The sequence below is a fragment of the Lentzea chajnantorensis genome, assembly GCF_054300775.1.
Genome location: NZ_JBSDZT010000002.1, coordinates 5,243,923 through 5,259,304 on the forward strand (window position 1 = coordinate 5,243,923; position 15,382 = coordinate 5,259,304).

A 15,382-nucleotide genomic window follows, 5' to 3' on the forward strand; every position below is an offset into this window, starting at 1 on the left:
ACTTCTTGCCGTGATGATCGTCGGCATGACGACGCACACCGTTGCCGAGCTCGACGACGAGAACACCGCCCTGGCCTTCGAGGCGATGCGGGAGCTGCGGGCGCACCTCGCCTCCGCGGACGAGTTCGTGGCGGCGGTGCGGGTGCAGCGCAAGGAGGGCTACCGGCTGGTCGGTTCGTTCGACGCGGACGGGAAGGTCGTCGCGGTGGCCGGGTTCCGTCCGCTGACGAACCTCTACGTGGGCTACCACCTCTACATCGACGACCTGAGCACCCTGCCCGCCGCGCGCAGGCAGGGCCACGGGGGAGCGCTGCTGCGCTGGGTCGACGAGGAGGCCCGCCGGCTCGGCTGCGGTCAGGTGCACCTGGACTCCGGCACGCACCGGCACGAGGCCCACAGCCGCTACTTCTCCGCCGGGTACGTGATCCCGGCGTTCCACTTCAGCAAGCCGGTCTGAGCACCCGGCCAGAAGCCTTTCCCGCCCCCTCGTTGCTGCCCAGGCGTCTGCAAGTACCATCAACACTTGATCAAATCGCCGCCAACTACCACCAACCTGTTCGCCACCTGTGAATCAGGTTGATGTTGAGTTGGTGGTACTTGCAGACGCCGGCAAAGGCAGCGGCCCGGAGGGGCGGCCGGAGATGCGCCGATCAGCCCTTGGGCTCGTCCTCGATCACGCCGACCAGCTCCGGGTCCTCGGGAGCGGGCATGTGGCGGATGCTGTCACTGCCCTTGTGGTCGCGGGCGCGGGCGTAGCGGGAGTCCAACGCCCTCACCAGCTTCTGCGCCGCGCCGGCGTACGCGTCGTCCACGGTGGTCGCGTGGTGGGTGACCGCGACCGGCTGCTTGCCCTTCGGCCGCGCGTCGATCACGCACTTCTTGTCCTCCGGGGTGGTGCCCCCGTCCTCGCTGAGGTGCACCTCCACCCAGGTCAGCCATTCGCTGAACCGGGACAGGCCGCTCTCCAGGTCGGTGGTCACATAGGCGGCCAGTCCTTCGCCACCGTGGATGTTGTGGTCGGTGTTGACCTGGATCTGCATGAGCACCCTCCATACGGGAAACAAATGGTCCTGGTCGATACCACGGGAGCGGCCGGTTCAAACGCGGCGCCGTTCAGCGCAGGGGAGCTGCCCGGCAGCCGTTCTCGGCGCCGACCGGTGCGGAGGCTGGGAAGTTCTTGACCACCGGTGCCGTTCGAGGCACTGTTCAGCCAGGTGTGGAAAGCGGTTACCGGGGGGTGGCGTGGCACGGCCGAGTGCGTTGGTGGTCCGCGGTGGCTGGGAAGGCCACCAACCGGTGGAGGCCACCGAGTTGTTCATCCCCTTCCTGGAGGACAGCGGTTACGCCGTGCGGGTCGAGGAGTCGACCGAGGTGTACGCCGACGCCGCCGAGATGGCGCGCACCGACCTCGTCGTGCAGTGCATGACGATGTCGGAGATCACCGACGAGGAACTGAGCGGGTTGCGCTCGGCGGTCGAGGCCGGCACCGGGTTCACGGGATGGCACGGCGGCATTGCGGACTCGTTCCGCGCGTCGGCGGACTACCTGCACCTGGTGGGTGGGCAGTTCGTCACGCATCCGGGCAAGGAGCCGTGCGAACGCCAGGGCGGGCCGGAGGACAACTTCCTGCCGCACGAGGTGACCATCACCGCGCTCGGCCGGGAGCACCCGATCACCGCGGGCGTCGAGGACTTCGAGCTGGTCACCGAGCAGTACTGGGTGCTGCACGACGACCTGGTCGACGTGCTGGCCACCACCACCCACCCGACCCGGCCGTGGCACCCGTGGCACCGGCCGGTCACCTGCCCGGCGATCTGGACGCGGCGGTGGGGTGCAGGGCGGATCGTGGTGACGACGCCGGGGCACAGCCTGGACGTCCTGCGGCACCCCGCTGTCCGCACCGTCATCACGAGGGGGATGTCGTGGGCGACCCGCACCGCGTCGGAATCGTAGGGCTCGGGTTCATCTCCGGGCAGTACCTGGACACGCTCCGCGACCACCCGGCGGTGCGCGTCACCGCGGTCGCCGATCTCGACACCACCCGCGCGGCGGCGGTCGCGGCCGAGTTGCCGGGTGCCGAGGCGGTCAGCGTCGAGGGCCTGCTCGGCAGGGCGGACGTCGACACGGTCCTCAACCTGACCGTGCCCGCGGCCCACGCGGAGATCGCGTTCCGGGCGATCGACGCGGGCAAGAACGTCTTCGGCGAGAAACCGCTCGCCGTCACCTTCGCGGACGGCCGGGCGATCGTCGACCGGGCCGCCGCGGCCGGTGTCCGGGTCGGGTGCGCGCCGGACACCGTTCTCGGCACGGGCACGCAGACCGCGCGGGCCGCGATCGACAGCGGGCTCATCGGTCGCCCGCTCTCCGCGTCGGCCGTGATGGTCACGCCGGGGCACGAGCGCTGGCACCCCAACCCCGACTTCTACTACACCGCGGGGGGCGGTCCGCTGGCGGACATGGGGCCGTACTACCTCACCGCGCTGATCCACCTGCTCGGCCCGGTGCGCGCGGTGGTCGGCGCGGTCAGCCGCCTGCGCAGCGAGCGCGTCATCGGGTCCGGGCCGCGGACCGGTGAGCGGGTCCCGGTCGAGGTAGACACCCACGTCTCCGGCGTGCTCGAACACGTCAGCGGTGCGCTCTCGACCATCACGACCAGTTTCGACGGGGTGACCACCACCGCCGTGCCGATCGAGGTGCACGGTGAGACCGGCACGCTCGCGGTACCCGACCCGAACCACTTCGACGGTGAGACCCGCCTGTTCCCGCTCGACGGCACCGGGTGGCGGACCCTTCCCGCCGCTGCGGGCTACACGGGAGCAGGGCGCGGAGTCGGCCTGCTCGACCTCGTCGCAGCCGACGGGCAGCGGGCGCCGCGCGCCGGCGACGAGCTCGCGCTGCACGTGCTCGAGACGATCACGGCCGTGCTCCGGGCGGGGGAGGAGGGGCGGCGGATCGAGCTGACGACCACGGCGGAGCGGCCGCCGTTGGTGCCCCTCACGCCCGTGGCCGGGCTGACACCGCGAACCGGTAGTGCTCCAAGGGAAAGCGCCCCGCAGCCCGGTGCGCGTTGATCGTCGAGGTCGGTCGCAGCAGCGTCGCCTCGCCGTGCTGGTTGAAGTAGTAGCTGCGCGAGGTGGCGCACTGTCCCAGTGAGAACACGGAGTTCTCCGCGACCCGCGTCCGCATCCGGTGCAGGAACTCGTCGTTGGCCCGCTGGGTCACCTCGAAGACGTCCGCCCCGCGTGACCGCATCGCCGTGAACAACCGGGCCATGTGCTTCATCTGGCTCTCGATCGTCGTGAAGTACGACAGGCCGCTGTAGGAGTAGGGGCTGTTGAGCGACACCAGGTTCGGGAACCCCGGCACGGTCACGCCCTCGTAGGCCTGGAACCGGTTCTCCCGCCACCACGTGCCCAGGTCCCTGCCGTCCCGTCCGAGCACCTCGAACGCGGGGAAGTTGACGTCCCACAGGTTGAAGCCGGTCGCGAGCACGAGCACGTCGATCTCGGTGCGCCCGGCGGCGGTGACGATGCCGGACGAGTCGACCCGCGTGATCGGCGACGTCTCCAGGTGGACGTGGGGACGCGTGAACGTGCGGAAGTAGTCGTTGGAGAACGTCGGCCGCTTGCAGCCGAAGGAGTAGTCCGGGGTGAGCGCGCGGCGCAGCCCGGGGTCGCGGACCTGGCGGTGCAGGTGCGCCCGGCACCACCGCTCTGCCAGCCGGTTGGCGACCCGCAGCTGCCGGTAGTGCACGACACCGGAGATCATCATGAGCTCCAGCACCGAGCTGCCGAGCCGGCGCACGGCCCGTTGGACGACCGGCAGCCGCGCGAACAACCGCCGCACCGGCGGCGGGATGCGGTAGTCCGGTTTGGGACTCACCCAGATCGGGGTCCGCTGGTACACGGTCAGCGCCGCCGCCGTCCTCGCCAGCTCCGGGACCAGCTGGACCGCCGTGGCGCCGGTGCCGATCACGGCCACCCGCTCGCCGGTCAGGTCGACCGGCTCCCACGCGGCGGTGTGGACGACCCGGCCGGCGAAGGTCTCGATGCCGAGGATGTCCGGCGTCCTGGGCATCGACAGGAACCTGGTTGCCGTCACGAGGTACCGCGCCGCCACGACCGAGCCGTCCGCGGTCCGCACCTCCCAGTGGTCGTCCCGCCAGACCGCACCCGTGACGGTCGTGCCGAACCGCATCGACCGGCGCAGGTCGTACTTCGCGGCCACGTGCTCGGCGTAGCGCTTGAGCTCCTCGCCCGGCGCGAAGAGCCGCGACCAGTGCGGGTTCGGCTCGAACGAGTAGGAGTACGTCGGGGAGGGGATGTCGACCGCGAGGCCGGGGTAGCGGTTGACGTGCCAGGTGCCGCCGAGGTCGTCCTCCCGCTCCAGGACCAGCAGGTCGCACATCCCCAGCCGCCTGAGCTGGATCGCGGCACCCATGCCGCCGAACCCGGCACCGACGACGACCGCGTCGTGGACCATCGGGAACCTCCTCACGGAATCGCGTGTCAGCTTCGGAACCGTATGTCAGCTTTGTGGTGATCACAAGGGATCGCAGGTCATAGACTCGGCGTCATGACGTCCAGCGCCCACCCGGTCAGCCGCGCCGAGCGCAAGAAGCAGGAGCTGCGCCGCGAGATCATCGACGCGGCCTTCGACTGCTTCGCCGAGACCGGCTACCACGCCACCGGCATCGCCGACGTCGCCGCGCGCCTGGGCATCGGGCACGGCACCTTCTACCGCTACTTCCAGAACAAGCGCGACATCGTCGACCACGTCATCGACGACCTCGTCGCCCGCGTCACCGGCGCCCTCACCGCGGAGAACGCCCCGGACGCCGTCTCCACCCTCGACGAGTACCGCGCCCAGTCCGCCCGGATCGGGGAGTCGCTGGCGCGGATCTTCACCGCAGACCCGCGGGTGCCGCGGCTGCTGCTGTTCGAGGCCCCCGGCATCGACCGCGCCATGGCCGACCGCGTCCTCGACCTCTTCGAGCTGGCCGACTCGCTGACCGCCGCCTACCTCTCCCACGGCGTGGAGCTCGGCTACCTGCGCGCGGACCTCGACGTCGCGAACACCGCGCGGGCCGTCAACGGCATGATCCTCGGCTCGGCGATCGCGTCGTTGCGCGCGCCGGGGGAGCAGGAGCAGCGGCGGTTGAGCGAGGCGGTGCGGCGGGTGATGTACGACGGGATCGCGGCACGCGGCTGACCGCGTCCTGATCGAAGCTCAAGCCTTCCCCAAATGAGATGCGCGTCACTCGTGCGGTCCCTAACCTCGGTTCATGAAACTGCTGCTCTGGTTCGCGCTGGCGTGCATCTGCGCGCTCAGCGGTGACCACGCGCTCGCAGCGGTCACCGTGATGCTGCTGGTCGCCTGCGCGACCGACCGGGTGCGTCACTGACCCTTCGACAGGAGCCGGGCCGTCGGCCTGGCCCCGATGCCGTGCACCAGCACGCTGCCGAGCACGCACACGATCGTGATCACCAGGATCGTGTCCGCGGCGTCGCCCTCCGGCAGCTTGTTGAACGCGAGCAACCCGAACACCACCGTGGTCGTCCCGCGCGGCCCGAGCGCGCCCACCAGCACGCGCTCGCGGCCGCGCAGCCGCGACCCGCCCAGCGCCAGCACCACCGGGACGAGCCGCACCACCGTGAGCACCGCGAGGCAGAACAGCAGGACCTGCCACGACACGCCGAGGGAGAAGGTCAGCACCGCGGCGATGCCGACGACGAACCACATGGTCATCGTCAGCAGCCCGGTGACGTCGTCCAGCAGGTGCAGGTCGTTGTTCAGCACGTCGGCTCTGATCTCCGCGCGGTCGGCGGCACCGGCGCGGACCCGGCGTGCCTTGAGCAGCCGGTGCACGTACCGGAAGGCGATGCCGCACACGAACGAGGCGACGAACCCGTTGCCGTCGATCGCGACCGTCGCGGTGTAGGTGAGCAGCGGTGCCAGCAGCACCGCAACGCGTCCGGACTGCGCCGTCACCCAGCCCGCCCGGTGCGCCCGGTCCATCAGCCACCCCAGCAGCAGGCCGAGGACCACGCCGGCGACCACGGCCTTGACCGCGAACGGCAGCACCGTGGCCAGCGCCTCGACCGGCGAGCGCTCCTGGGTGTGGTCGCCGGCCAGCACCAGCGCGAACAGGAACAGCGGGGAGACGATGCCGTCGTTGTAGCCGCTCTCGACGTTCAGCGTGCTGCGCACCCGCACCGACAACGCCGGGTCGCGCACCACCCGCTCGGCCGCGGCGAAGTCCGTCGGCACCGTCACGCACGCGACCAGCAGCAGCACCGCCCACGACAGCGACGGGAACAGCAGCCAGCCCAGCACCGCCGCCAGGCCCAGGCTCAGCGGCATCGCGACGAGCAGCACCCGTGCCGCGGCACCGGGATAGGCGCCCCACAGCCGGCCGGCGCGCACCTCGGTGGCGTCGGCGAACAGCAGCACCGCGAGGATGATCTCGGCGACGTGCTGGGCCGCCTCGGTGTTGAAGACCGCGGCGATGGAGTTCTCGTTGGCGAGCCCGACCGCGACGCCGGCGAGCACCATCACGACCGGTGCGCCGAGGTTCCAGCGGTCCAGCCGGGACGCCGCCAGCGAGCGGACGACCATGGCGAACGCGGCGGCGAGCAACAACGAGTTCATGCCGCCATCTTGACCCAGAAGTCCTAAGAGGACCCTGTTCGGCGCGAAGTGGGACGACCTCGTGTCCACGGTGAAGTCGATGGGCGCCGGGATTCGCCTGGAGCGCGCATCGGACAGTAAATAACCTCTATAACTTCAGTGCTATCTAAAACCAACCCTCTGCTCCGGGTGCCGCAAGTCCAGTCTTGTACGCCAACAAGACCGCCTGTACGTGGCCGACCAGCGGGTGGTGAGCCCGTTCACCGGACGGTAGATCGCCCGGTGAACGGGCTCACCGGGCTACCTCTGAGCGGTCATGGTGGCCGTGTCGATCACGAACCGGTACCGCACGTCGCCGGCCACCACCCGTTCGAACGCCTCGTTGATCTGCGCGGCGTCGATCACCTCGACCTCCGCTCCGATGCCGTGCTCGGCGCAGAAGTCGAGCATCTCCTGGGTCTCGGCCATGCCGCCGATCTGCGAGCCGGCGAGCGAGGTGCGGCCCTGCAGCAGGGAGAACACGCTGACCTCCATGGACTCCTCGGTGATCCCGAGGCAGACCATGGTGCCGCCGTTGGCCAGCAGCGTCAGGTGGGAGTCTACATCGGACAGTCCGGAGACCGTGCACAGGATCAGGTCGAACGTGCCGGCGAGCTGTTCGAACGTCGCCGGGTCCTCGGTCGCGTGGTAGTGGGCGGCGCCGAGTCGCAGGCCGTCGTCCTTCTTGCGCAACGACCTCGACAGCACGGTCACTTCGGCGCCCATCGCGTGTGCGATCTTCACCGCCAGGTGTCCGAGCCCGCCCAGGCCCACGACCGCGACCTTGCGGCCGGGTCCGGCCTGCCAGTGCTTGAGCGGGGAGTAGGTGGTGATGCCCGCGCACAGCAGTGGTGCGGCCTGCTCCAAGGGCAACGCGTCCGGGATGCGCAGCACGAAGTGCTCGTCGGCCACGATGTGCGTGGAGTAGCCGCCGCGGGTGCGTTCGCCGCCCTGGTAGCTGTCCACGTCGGAGTAGGTCTCGACCGAGTCCGCGCAGTACTGCTCCATCCCGTCGGCGCACTTGTCGCACGACCGGCACGAGTTGACGATCACGCCCACCCCGACCCGGTCTCCGACGGCGTGGCGGGTCACCTCGGGGCCGATCTCGGTCACGACGCCGGCGATCTCGTGGCCGGGCACCATCGGGAACAGCTCCCTGCCCCAGTCGCCGTTGACCTGGTGGACGTCGGAGTGGCACACCCCGCAGTAGCGGATGTCGATCGCGACGTCGTTCGGGCCGAGTGGGCGGCGGGGGATGGTGGTCGGTTGCAGCGGGGCGCCGGCTGAGGGGGCGGCGTAGGCCAGTGCTGTGTGCTCGGACGGTTTCTGGTCGGTCAGGGCGCCGGAGAGGAGCTCCGCCGGACCGGCCAGTGCGTCGACGACGTCGGCGGCGGCGCGCAGCAGCACGCGGGCGAGCACCGGTTCGATCGCGCCGGCCAGGTGCGGCACGCTGGTGCGGAACGCCACCCGGTGCACGACGCGGCTGCCGGTGCCGTCGGGTTCGACCTCCCACGCGCCGCCGAAGTCCACGAAGTCGCCGCTGACCTGTTCGAACCGCACCACTCGCGCGTCGCGGTCGGTCTCGGTGCGCTGTGTCCAGCGGGCCAGTCCGCCGCGGAACCGCAGGGCGTACCGGTCGCCGTCGTCCGACGGTGCCACGGACTCGATGTCGGTGGCGGCGTCGGCGAAGCGGCCGGGGTGCAGCAGTTGGTCGAAGACCTCGTCGGCCGGTCGTGGTGTGCGCAGGACGACGCTGTGCTCGTTCACCGTGCTCCTCCCCGGTTGATGTTCACGCCCTGCAGGTGGGTCGTGCGCAGCATGAGGTAGTTGGCCTCGCCGAACACGCCGCCGGTGAGGCCGGTGCCGCCGTGGGTGGGCAGGAACGGGCGGAACGCGGAGTGCGAGTCGTTGACGTTGACCACGCCGCCGGAGGTCACTCCGGCGGCGACTTCGGCGACCAGCGCTTCGTCCTGGACCCAGAAGGAGTTGCGCAGGCCGTAGCGGTTGGCGTTGACGAACCGCACGATCTCGTCGAACAGTCCGTCGTGCTCTTCGGGGACGACGACCGGCAGCAGCGGTGAGAACGTTTCCTCCCGCACCGCGGGCATGTCGCGGGCGCGGTCGAAGCCGTCGACCCGCAGCACGGCGGGTTCCACGAAGAAGCCCGTGTCCGATGGTGTCCCGTCGACTTCGAGTCGTCGTCCGCCGTGCAGCAGTGTCGCGCCTCGGCGCACGGCGTCGGCGATGTCGGCGAAGTAGGCGTCGGCCATCAGCACCGGTGTGAGCACCACTCCGGGTTCGTCGGGGTAGCCGGGTTTGGTGGCGGCTGCGGCGGCCACCAGTTTCTCCAGCAGCGCGTCGGCGATGGCCGGGTGTGCGATGACGTGGTTGGGGATGTTGCAGATCTGCCCGGATTGGCGGAAGTTCTCCGTGATCGCCGCCGCCGCGCTGTCGAGGTCGGCGTCGGCCCACACGACCACGCAGTCGTTGCCGGCGAGCTCCAGCACGGGTTTCTTGCCCGCGGCGATGGCGGCGCGTTCGAACTCCAGGCCCTTGGCGCTGCCGCCGACGTAGACGATGTCGTTGACGTGCGGGCTTGTGAGCCACAGGTCGGTCATCGGTGGCCCGCAGAGGATGTTGAGCACTCCGGTGGGTGCTCCGGCTTCTTCCAGCACGGGTACGACGACCTCGCGCAGTGCGTGGGTGGTGGCCAGTGGCACGCCGCGGGGGGCGCGCACCACCACGGCGTTGCCCGCGAGCAGTGCGGTCGCGCCGAACAGGGCGTTCGGGGTCGAGGCGTTCTGCGGTGGGTTCACGCACACCACGCCGTCGGGTACGCGTCGCACGATCGCCTGTCCGCCGCAGCCGCGGTGCTTGGTGGTCTGCATCTGCGATGCGCACCAGGTCAGCGTCTCGGCGCTGAAGTCGGCCCGCCAGTACTCGTCCAGTGTCGGGCCTGCCAGGTCGCGGGGCTGTCCTTCGGCCACCAGGAGTTCGACGATGTCGTCGCGCTTCTCCCGGAGTCGTTCGCCGATGCGCATCCCGATCTCCAGGCGGTCGCGCAGCGGCACCCGCGCCCACTCCGGTGCCGCTCGCGCCGCTGCTTCCAGCGCGTCGGTCGCCATGCGGTCGTCCGCCAGGGCGCATCCGCCGACCACGGCGGGTCCGGCGGTGCGCGGGTCAGTCAGACCGGCGTCGAGGTCGCGTTTGAGCGCGAGCGCCGGCATCGTGTCCTCCAGCACGGCCCGTGCCGTCACCGTGTGCACGTACCGGCCCTGTGGGTGCTCGACGTCCTTGCCGTCGATGTAGGCCGGGTACATCAGCAGGTCGTTCATGTCATCACCCCTCGTCGCACGTGCGCGGCGATCTCCGCCGCCTGCGCCCGGATCTCCGGTACCGCGGTGCTCTCGAACTCCTCACCCCGGCGCAGCGCGCCGAGTGTGAACACCCGTCGTGGCGTGCCCCACCGGTCCAGCACGCGGCCGTCGGCGCCGGTCCGCACGCCGAGCCCGACCGGGTCGGGTCGCGCGGTGCCTTCCGCGACCAGCTCCCGCACCAGTGGGCCACCGTCGCGGCGGAAACCGGTCGCGTTGACCAGCCACCCCACCCGCAGCGCCTGCCCGCCGGTCAGGACGACTTCGAACCCGTCCTGCACGGGTGTCAGCGCCTCCACCCGGCCGCGGTGCAGCCGCAAGCGTCCCGAGGCGAGCAACGCCCGCACCGCGCGGTGGGTGTCGGGTGCGGCCCGGTGCCGGTGCACGTTCCAGTAGTGGTGCACCCGTTCCAGGAACCGCCGTTGTTCCGCCACTCCCAGCTGTCGCCACAGCCGGCGGGTGTGCGGCCGCAGGTGGTCCACGAACTCGCGCCACCGCTCGGGGTCGGCGGACACGCAGCGGCGGGCGAACCGCAGCAGCTCACCGAGTGAGCCGATCTGTTCCGGCGGGTCCGGGAAGGACGGTGCCCCCGGCTTGCGGCGGTGCGGGCGGGGGAGCAGTCCGTGCCGGGACACGGCGTGCAGCGGCGAGTCCGGTGCCAGACTCACGGCGATGTCCATCATGGACAGTCCGGTGCCGAGCACCAGCACCGGTGCGCCACCGGTGTCGGGCAGCGGTCCGGCCCACGGGTCCGCGACGTAGCGCGGTGACCCGTCGGGCAGGAGGTCGGCGAGCGGGTCACCGCCGCCCGCGCCCGGTGCGAGGACGGCGAAGTCGGCGTGCACCGCCCCGGTGCGGGCCAGTTCCACGGTGACGCCGTCGTCGCGGGTGGACAGTCCGACGGCGGTGTCGGCGACGTGCCGCACCACGGCCTGGCGGTCTGCCTGCTGGTTCTCGGCCCGCTGTTCCTCGGCGGCCAGGGTCTGGGCCAGGTAGCGCCCGTAGTCCCGGCGGGGCAGGAACGCTCCCGGTTCCGCTCCGCTCCAGCGCACGAAGTGCTCCGGGTCGTCGTCGAACGCGCTCATCTTCTCGGCGACGGTGTTGAGCAGGTGCCCGGGGTCGCCGGTCCGGTACGCCCGGCCCGGGCCGAACTCGCCGCTGCGGTCCACCAGGACCAGCTCGACGGGGACGCCGGAGCGCAGCAGGTGCACCGCGGCCAGCGTGCCGCTCGCGCCCGCGCCGATGACGACGACCCGGACCCGCTCGTCGGTCACGGGGCGGTCCCGGTCGCCGGCGACGACCCGGTCGTGCTGACCCGTCACCGGGCGGCCGCCGGCGCCGTCCTGCTCACCGGCGGCCGCCCGGACGCGCTCTTCCGCGACGCCCCGGTCCCGCTCACCCATCACCGCGCCCGTCGGTCACCGCCGAGAGCGTGTCGCCGACCTGGCCCGCGGCGAGGGTGTTGCCGCCGTTGGGGTCGATGAGCAGGAACGCGCCGGTCGCGACGCAGTCGGTGTAGTCGTCGAACGGCAGGGCGTCGGCGACCTCCAGGCGCACCTGGCCGATCTCGTTGAGCTCCAGGCACTCCGGGTCGCGTTCGAGCACGAGCTCCTGCTCGTCGAACCGGGCGGCCAGGCTCGGGACCCGGCACTTCGTGGTGCGCGTGCCGTGCCTGAGCAGCACCCGCGCACCGGGGCGCAGGGGTTCCTCGGCGAGCCAGCACACGGTGGCGGTGAGCTCGGCGGCCAGCTCCGGCAGGCGGTCGGCGGCGGCGATCAGGTCGCCGCGGCTCACCGGCAGGTCGTCGGCCAGCGTGAGGGCCACCGGCTGCCCGACGGTCGCCTCGTCGACCGGGCCGTCGGGGGTGCCGATCTCGGTCACCGTCGAGCGGGTGCCGGCGGGTAGCACCACGACCTCGTCGCCGGTCCGCACGGCGCCGGCGGCGATCTGCCCGGCGTAGGCGCGGTAGTCGTTGTCGCCGTCGCGCAGCACGTACTGCACCGGCACCCGCAGGCCCACGTCGCAGCCGCGGTCGTCGGGCTGCACGGTCTCCAGGTGCTCCAGCAGTGTCGGTCCGTCGTACCACGGGGTGTTCTCGGAGCGGGTCACGACGTTGTCGCCGGTCAGGGCCGACAGCGGGATGGTGGTGATCTGCTCTGGCCGGAAGCCCAGCGACTGCGCGTGTGCGACGAACTCCTCGCGCACGGAGGTGTAGGTCTCCTCGGAGAAGTCGACCAGGTCGAGCTTGTTGACCGCGAGCGTGATGCCGGGAACGCCCAGCATCGCCATCACGGCCAGGTGCCGGCGCGTCTGGGGGAGCACGCCCTTGCGCGCGTCGGTCAGCAGCACCGCGTGGTCCGCGGTCGACGCACCGGTCACGGTGTTGCGCAGGTAGTGCACGTGACCGGGGGTGTCGGCGAGCACGAAGGTGCGTTTGGCCGTGGCGAAGTAGCGGTAGGCGACGTCGATGGTGATGCCCTGCTCGCGTTCGGCCCGCAGGCCGTCCACCAGCAGCGAGAGGTCGGGGTTGTCGAGCCCGCGTTCCTCGCTGCTGCGCAGCACGGCGTCGATCTGGTCGCTGAGCACGGACTTGGTGTCGTAGAGCAGCCTGCCGACCAGGGTGGACTTGCCGTCGTCCACGCTGCCCGCCGTCACCAGTCGCAACAGGTCGGACGTCATCAGAAGTACCCCTCCCGCTTGCGGTCCTCCATGGCGGCCTCGGACATGCGGTCGTCGGCCCTGCTGGCACCGCGCTCGGTGAGCCGGCTCGCCTTGATCTCCTCGATGATGTCGGTGACCGTGGCCGCGTCGGACTCCACGGCACCGGTGCAGGAACCGTCGCCGACGGTGCGGTAGCGCACGGTCTTCTCGACGGTCTCCTCGTCGTCGGCCGGACCACCCCACTGCCCGGAGGTCAGCCACATGCCATCGCGCAGGAACACCTTGCGCTGGTGGGCGAAGTACAGCGAGGGCAGCTCGATGTCGCGGGCCTCGACGTAGCGCCACACGTCCAGCTCGGTCCAGTTCGAGATCGGGAACACCCGCACGTGCTCACCGGGGGAGTGCATGCCGTTGTAGAGGTTCCACAGCTCCACGCGCTGGCGGCGCGGGTCCCAGCGGCCGAAGCTGTCGCGGACGCTGAAGATCCGCTCCTTGGCCCGTGAGCGCTCCTCGTCACGGCGGCCGCCGCCGATCACCGCGTCGAACTTCTGCTCGGTGATCGTGTCGAGCAGCGGCACGGTCTGCAGCGGGTTGCGCATCCCGTCCGCGCGTTCCTGCACCGCGCCCTTGTCGATCCAGTCCTGGACCTCCGCGACGTGCAGCCGCAGCCCGAAGCGGTCCACGATGTCGTCGCGGAACTGCAGCACCTCGGGGAAGTTGTGGCCGGTGTCGACGTGCACCAGGGTGAACGGCGGTGCGATGGGGGCGAACGCGCGCACCGCCAGGTGCACCAGGACCGTGGAGTCCTTGCCGCCGGAGAACAGCAGTGCGGGCCGGTCGAACTCGCCCGCCACCTCCCGCAGCACGTGGATCGCCTCGGCCTCCAGCTGTTCGATGCCGGTGACCGCTTTTTCCTTGGCCGGCGCGCTCATCGCAGCACCACCTCCCGGATGTCCTGTTCACGGCGTTCGGACTCGCAGCGCTCCAGGGCGCGTTCGATCATCTCGACGCTCTCCTGCACGCTCAGCGACGCGGTGTCGACGAGCACGTCGGGGGAGGCGGGTGCCTCGTAGACGTCGCTGACCCCGGTCATCGCCTCGACCTGGCCGGCGTCGGCCTTGGCGTAGAGGCCCTTGACGTCGCGTTCGGCGCACACCTGCACCGGTGCGTCGACGTAGACCTCGACGAACGTCAGCCCCGCCGCCTCGTGCGCGGCGCGGACCTCCTCGCGCACCTCGCGGAACGGTGCGATCACCGACACCACCGACAGCACGCCGTGGGAGGCGAGCATGGCGGCGAGCTTGCCGATGCGGCGGATGTTCTCGGTGCGGTCGTGCTTGCTGAACCCCAGCTCGGGGAAGAAGTCCTTGCGCACGGCGTCACCGTCGAGGTGCTGCACCGTACGGCGGTCGCGCAGCCGCTCGACCAGCTCCCGGCCCAGTGTCGACTTGCCCGAGCTGGGCAGCCCGGTCAGCCACAGCGTGGTGGTCACGTGTTCCTCCTTGTCCAGTCGTGGTTTCGGTCCGGGCCCGTCAGGGCGCGTGCTCACGGCCCAGCAGCTCCCGTGCCACCACGAGCTTGGTGGCGTTCTCGGTGCCGTCGGCGATCTCCTGCCCGATGGCGTCGCGCACCCGCCGGCTCGCCGGGTGCTCGTCGCTCCAGCCGCGGTGGCCGAGCGTGAGCAGCGCCTGGTGCGCGGCGTCGACACCGACGCGCGGTGCCCACCACTTGGCCATGTTCGCCTCGGCGCGGTGCGGCAGCCCTGCGTCGGCGCGCCACAGCGCCTCGAAGGCGAGCAGCCGGGCCGCGTGCACCCGTGTGGCGTGTTCGACCAGTGGGAACGCCACGCCCTGGTGCTTGCCGATGACCTGCCCGAACGACTCGCGTTCACGGGCGTAGGCCAGTGCGTCGTCCAGTGCGGCCTGGGCGTTGGCCACGGCCAGCACGGCGATCAGTGCGCGGGAGTGGTCGAAGCCGCGCATCACCCCGCTGAAACCCTCGCCGACACCGCCGACGACCTCGTCGTCCGCGGCGCGCACGCCGTCGAAGTGCAGCGTGGCCCGGCCTCCCGCGCGCACACCGAGGTCGGTGAGCCGTTCGCGGGAGATGCCGTCGCGGTTGAGCGGGACGAAGAACGCGGTCACACCGCGCGCCCCGTCCTCGCCGGTGCGGGCGAACACCAGCCCGTGGGTGGCGTGCATCCCGAGCATGATCGAGGTCTTGGTGCCGGTGAGCAGCCAGCCCTCGCCGTCGCGTTCGGCGCGCAGCTCGATCGCGGCCGCGTCCGTGCCGTGCTCGGGTTCGGTGAGCACCAGTGCCACCACCGAGTCACCCGAGGCGACCGCCGGCAGCCACCGGCTCTGCTGCTGCGCGGTGCCGCTGCGGCCGATGATGCCGCCGATCAGCGCCGCGTTGAGCACCGGGTAGCACGCCGTCGCCTCGGCGCGGGCCAGCTGCTCCACCGCGATGCCGACCTCGACCGCGCCCAGCCCGCGGCCGCCGTGTTCCTCGGAGATCGCCAGACCGGTCAGCCCGGCCCGGCCCAGCTCGGCGAAGAACCCGGACCAGAACGTGCCCTCCCGGTCGTCGAGTGCCGCGTGCCGGGCGATGGTGTCCTGGGCGAACGCGCGGACCTTGTCGGCCAGCGCCTGTTGCTCGTCGGTGAACGAGAAGTCCAT

14 protein-coding genes and 1 pseudogene are annotated in these 15,382 nt (G+C 71.2%); 4 read left to right on the forward strand and 11 right to left on the reverse strand.

Going from position 1 to position 15,382, the window contains the following annotated elements:
* The first annotated feature begins 25 nt into the window (after positions 1-25).
* Entirely contained in the window at positions 26-457 is a 432-nt protein-coding gene (locus ACVDFE_RS25950) for a GNAT family N-acetyltransferase (RefSeq protein WP_458432209.1), read from the forward strand.
* 193 nt (positions 458-650) lie between these two features.
* On the opposite strand, the gene ACVDFE_RS25955 is transcribed toward ACVDFE_RS25950, so the two are convergent.
* Positions 651-1,040: an HPF/RaiA family ribosome-associated protein gene (locus ACVDFE_RS25955; protein ID WP_360396643.1), complete on the reverse strand. Its 390-nt coding sequence runs from the start codon at positions 1,038-1,040 to the stop codon at positions 651-653.
* 202 nt (positions 1,041-1,242) lie between these two features.
* Here ACVDFE_RS25955 and ACVDFE_RS25960 point away from each other — a divergent pair, with 202 nt between their 5' ends.
* Together ACVDFE_RS25960 and ACVDFE_RS25965 are read left to right on the forward strand one after the other, a co-directional pair.
* Positions 1,243-1,953, forward strand: coding sequence for a ThuA domain-containing protein (locus ACVDFE_RS25960; protein ID WP_458432210.1), 711 nt, complete (start codon positions 1,243-1,245; stop codon positions 1,951-1,953).
* Entirely contained in the window at positions 1,923-3,071 is a 1,149-nt protein-coding gene (locus ACVDFE_RS25965; RefSeq protein WP_458432211.1) for a Gfo/Idh/MocA family protein, read from the forward strand. Before ACVDFE_RS25960 ends, ACVDFE_RS25965 begins: the two co-directional genes overlap by 31 nt.
* Here ACVDFE_RS25965 and ACVDFE_RS25970 read toward each other — a convergent pair.
* The gene (locus ACVDFE_RS25970; RefSeq protein WP_458432212.1) at positions 2,995-4,482 is read right to left on the reverse strand and encodes a flavin-containing monooxygenase; all 1,488 of its coding nucleotides are present in this window, start codon (positions 4,480-4,482) and stop codon (positions 2,995-2,997) included. The genes ACVDFE_RS25965 and ACVDFE_RS25970 overlap by 77 nt on opposite strands.
* Positions 4,483-4,575: 93 nt before the next feature.
* On the opposite strand from ACVDFE_RS25970, the gene ACVDFE_RS25975 reads away from it, so the two are divergent.
* Positions 4,576-5,211, forward strand: a complete 636-nt coding sequence (locus ACVDFE_RS25975) for a TetR/AcrR family transcriptional regulator (protein WP_360396650.1) — start codon at positions 4,576-4,578, stop codon at positions 5,209-5,211.
* A gap of 186 nt (positions 5,212-5,397) precedes the next feature.
* On the opposite strand, the gene ACVDFE_RS25980 is transcribed toward ACVDFE_RS25975, so the two are convergent.
* From ACVDFE_RS25980 to ACVDFE_RS26020, 9 genes and pseudogenes are all read right to left on the reverse strand, one after another.
* Positions 5,398-6,651, reverse strand: a complete 1,254-nt coding sequence (locus ACVDFE_RS25980; protein ID WP_458432213.1) for a cation:proton antiporter domain-containing protein — start codon at positions 6,649-6,651, stop codon at positions 5,398-5,400.
* Between the two features lie 279 nt (positions 6,652-6,930).
* Positions 6,931-8,007, reverse strand: coding sequence for an NAD(P)-dependent alcohol dehydrogenase (locus ACVDFE_RS25985; RefSeq protein ID WP_458434397.1), 1,077 nt, complete (start codon positions 8,005-8,007; stop codon positions 6,931-6,933).
* A 39-nt stretch (positions 8,008-8,046) separates the two neighbouring features.
* A pseudogene (locus tag ACVDFE_RS25990) lies at positions 8,047-8,436 on the reverse strand (SRPBCC family protein); the annotation flags it as partial.
* Positions 8,433-10,004, reverse strand: coding sequence for an aldehyde dehydrogenase family protein (locus ACVDFE_RS25995; RefSeq protein WP_458432214.1), 1,572 nt, complete (start codon positions 10,002-10,004; stop codon positions 8,433-8,435). The pseudogene ACVDFE_RS25990 and the gene ACVDFE_RS25995, both read right to left, overlap by 4 nt.
* On the reverse strand, positions 10,001-11,446 hold the full coding sequence (locus ACVDFE_RS26000; protein WP_458432215.1) for an FAD/NAD(P)-binding protein: 1,446 nt from the start codon (positions 11,444-11,446) through the stop codon (positions 10,001-10,003). Before ACVDFE_RS26000 ends, ACVDFE_RS25995 begins: the two co-directional genes overlap by 4 nt.
* A complete protein-coding gene (locus ACVDFE_RS26005; protein ID WP_360396657.1) occupies positions 11,439-12,722 on the reverse strand; it encodes a sulfate adenylyltransferase subunit 1 in 1,284 nt (427 codons plus the stop codon). Before ACVDFE_RS26005 ends, ACVDFE_RS26000 begins: the two co-directional genes overlap by 8 nt.
* Positions 12,722-13,636 carry a sulfate adenylyltransferase subunit CysD gene (cysD, locus tag ACVDFE_RS26010; protein WP_360396659.1) on the reverse strand — a complete coding sequence of 305 codons (915 nt, stop codon included), beginning with the start codon at positions 13,634-13,636 and terminating at the stop codon, positions 12,722-12,724. Before cysD ends, ACVDFE_RS26005 begins: the two co-directional genes overlap by 1 nt.
* Positions 13,633-14,253, reverse strand: a complete 621-nt coding sequence (cysC, locus tag ACVDFE_RS26015) for an adenylyl-sulfate kinase (RefSeq protein WP_458432216.1) — start codon at positions 14,251-14,253, stop codon at positions 13,633-13,635. Before cysC ends, cysD begins: the two co-directional genes overlap by 4 nt.
* Complete coding sequence (locus ACVDFE_RS26020) at positions 14,237-15,382, reverse strand: acyl-CoA dehydrogenase family protein (protein WP_360396663.1); 1,146 nt, start codon at positions 15,380-15,382, stop codon at positions 14,237-14,239. The genes cysC and ACVDFE_RS26020 overlap by 17 nt, the downstream gene beginning before the upstream one ends.

Bases quoted from the DNA above. Each gene is read 5' to 3' on its own strand.
- ACVDFE_RS25950 (WP_458432209.1), top strand. From the start codon at position 26: ATGACGACGCACACCGTTGCCGAGCTCGACGACGAGAACACCGCCCTG.
- ACVDFE_RS25955 (WP_360396643.1), bottom strand. From the start codon at position 1,040: ATGCAGATCCAGGTCAACACCGACCACAACATCCACGGTGGCGAAGGA.
- ACVDFE_RS25970 (WP_458432212.1), bottom strand. From the start codon at position 4,482: ATGGTCCACGACGCGGTCGTCGTCGGTGCCGGGTTCGGCGGCATGGGT.
- ACVDFE_RS25975 (WP_360396650.1), top strand. From the start codon at position 4,576: ATGACGTCCAGCGCCCACCCGGTCAGCCGCGCCGAGCGCAAGAAGCAG.
- ACVDFE_RS25980 (WP_458432213.1), bottom strand. From the start codon at position 6,651: ATGAACTCGTTGTTGCTCGCCGCCGCGTTCGCCATGGTCGTCCGCTCG.
- ACVDFE_RS25995 (WP_458432214.1), bottom strand. From the start codon at position 10,004: ATGAACGACCTGCTGATGTACCCGGCCTACATCGACGGCAAGGACGTC.
- ACVDFE_RS26000 (WP_458432215.1), bottom strand. From the start codon at position 11,446: ATGGGTGAGCGGGACCGGGGCGTCGCGGAAGAGCGCGTCCGGGCGGCC.
- ACVDFE_RS26005 (WP_360396657.1), bottom strand. From the start codon at position 12,722: ATGACGTCCGACCTGTTGCGACTGGTGACGGCGGGCAGCGTGGACGAC.
- cysD (WP_360396659.1), bottom strand. From the start codon at position 13,636: ATGAGCGCGCCGGCCAAGGAAAAAGCGGTCACCGGCATCGAACAGCTG.
- ACVDFE_RS26020 (WP_360396663.1), bottom strand. From the start codon at position 15,382: ATGGACTTCTCGTTCACCGACGAGCAACAGGCGCTGGCCGACAAGGTC.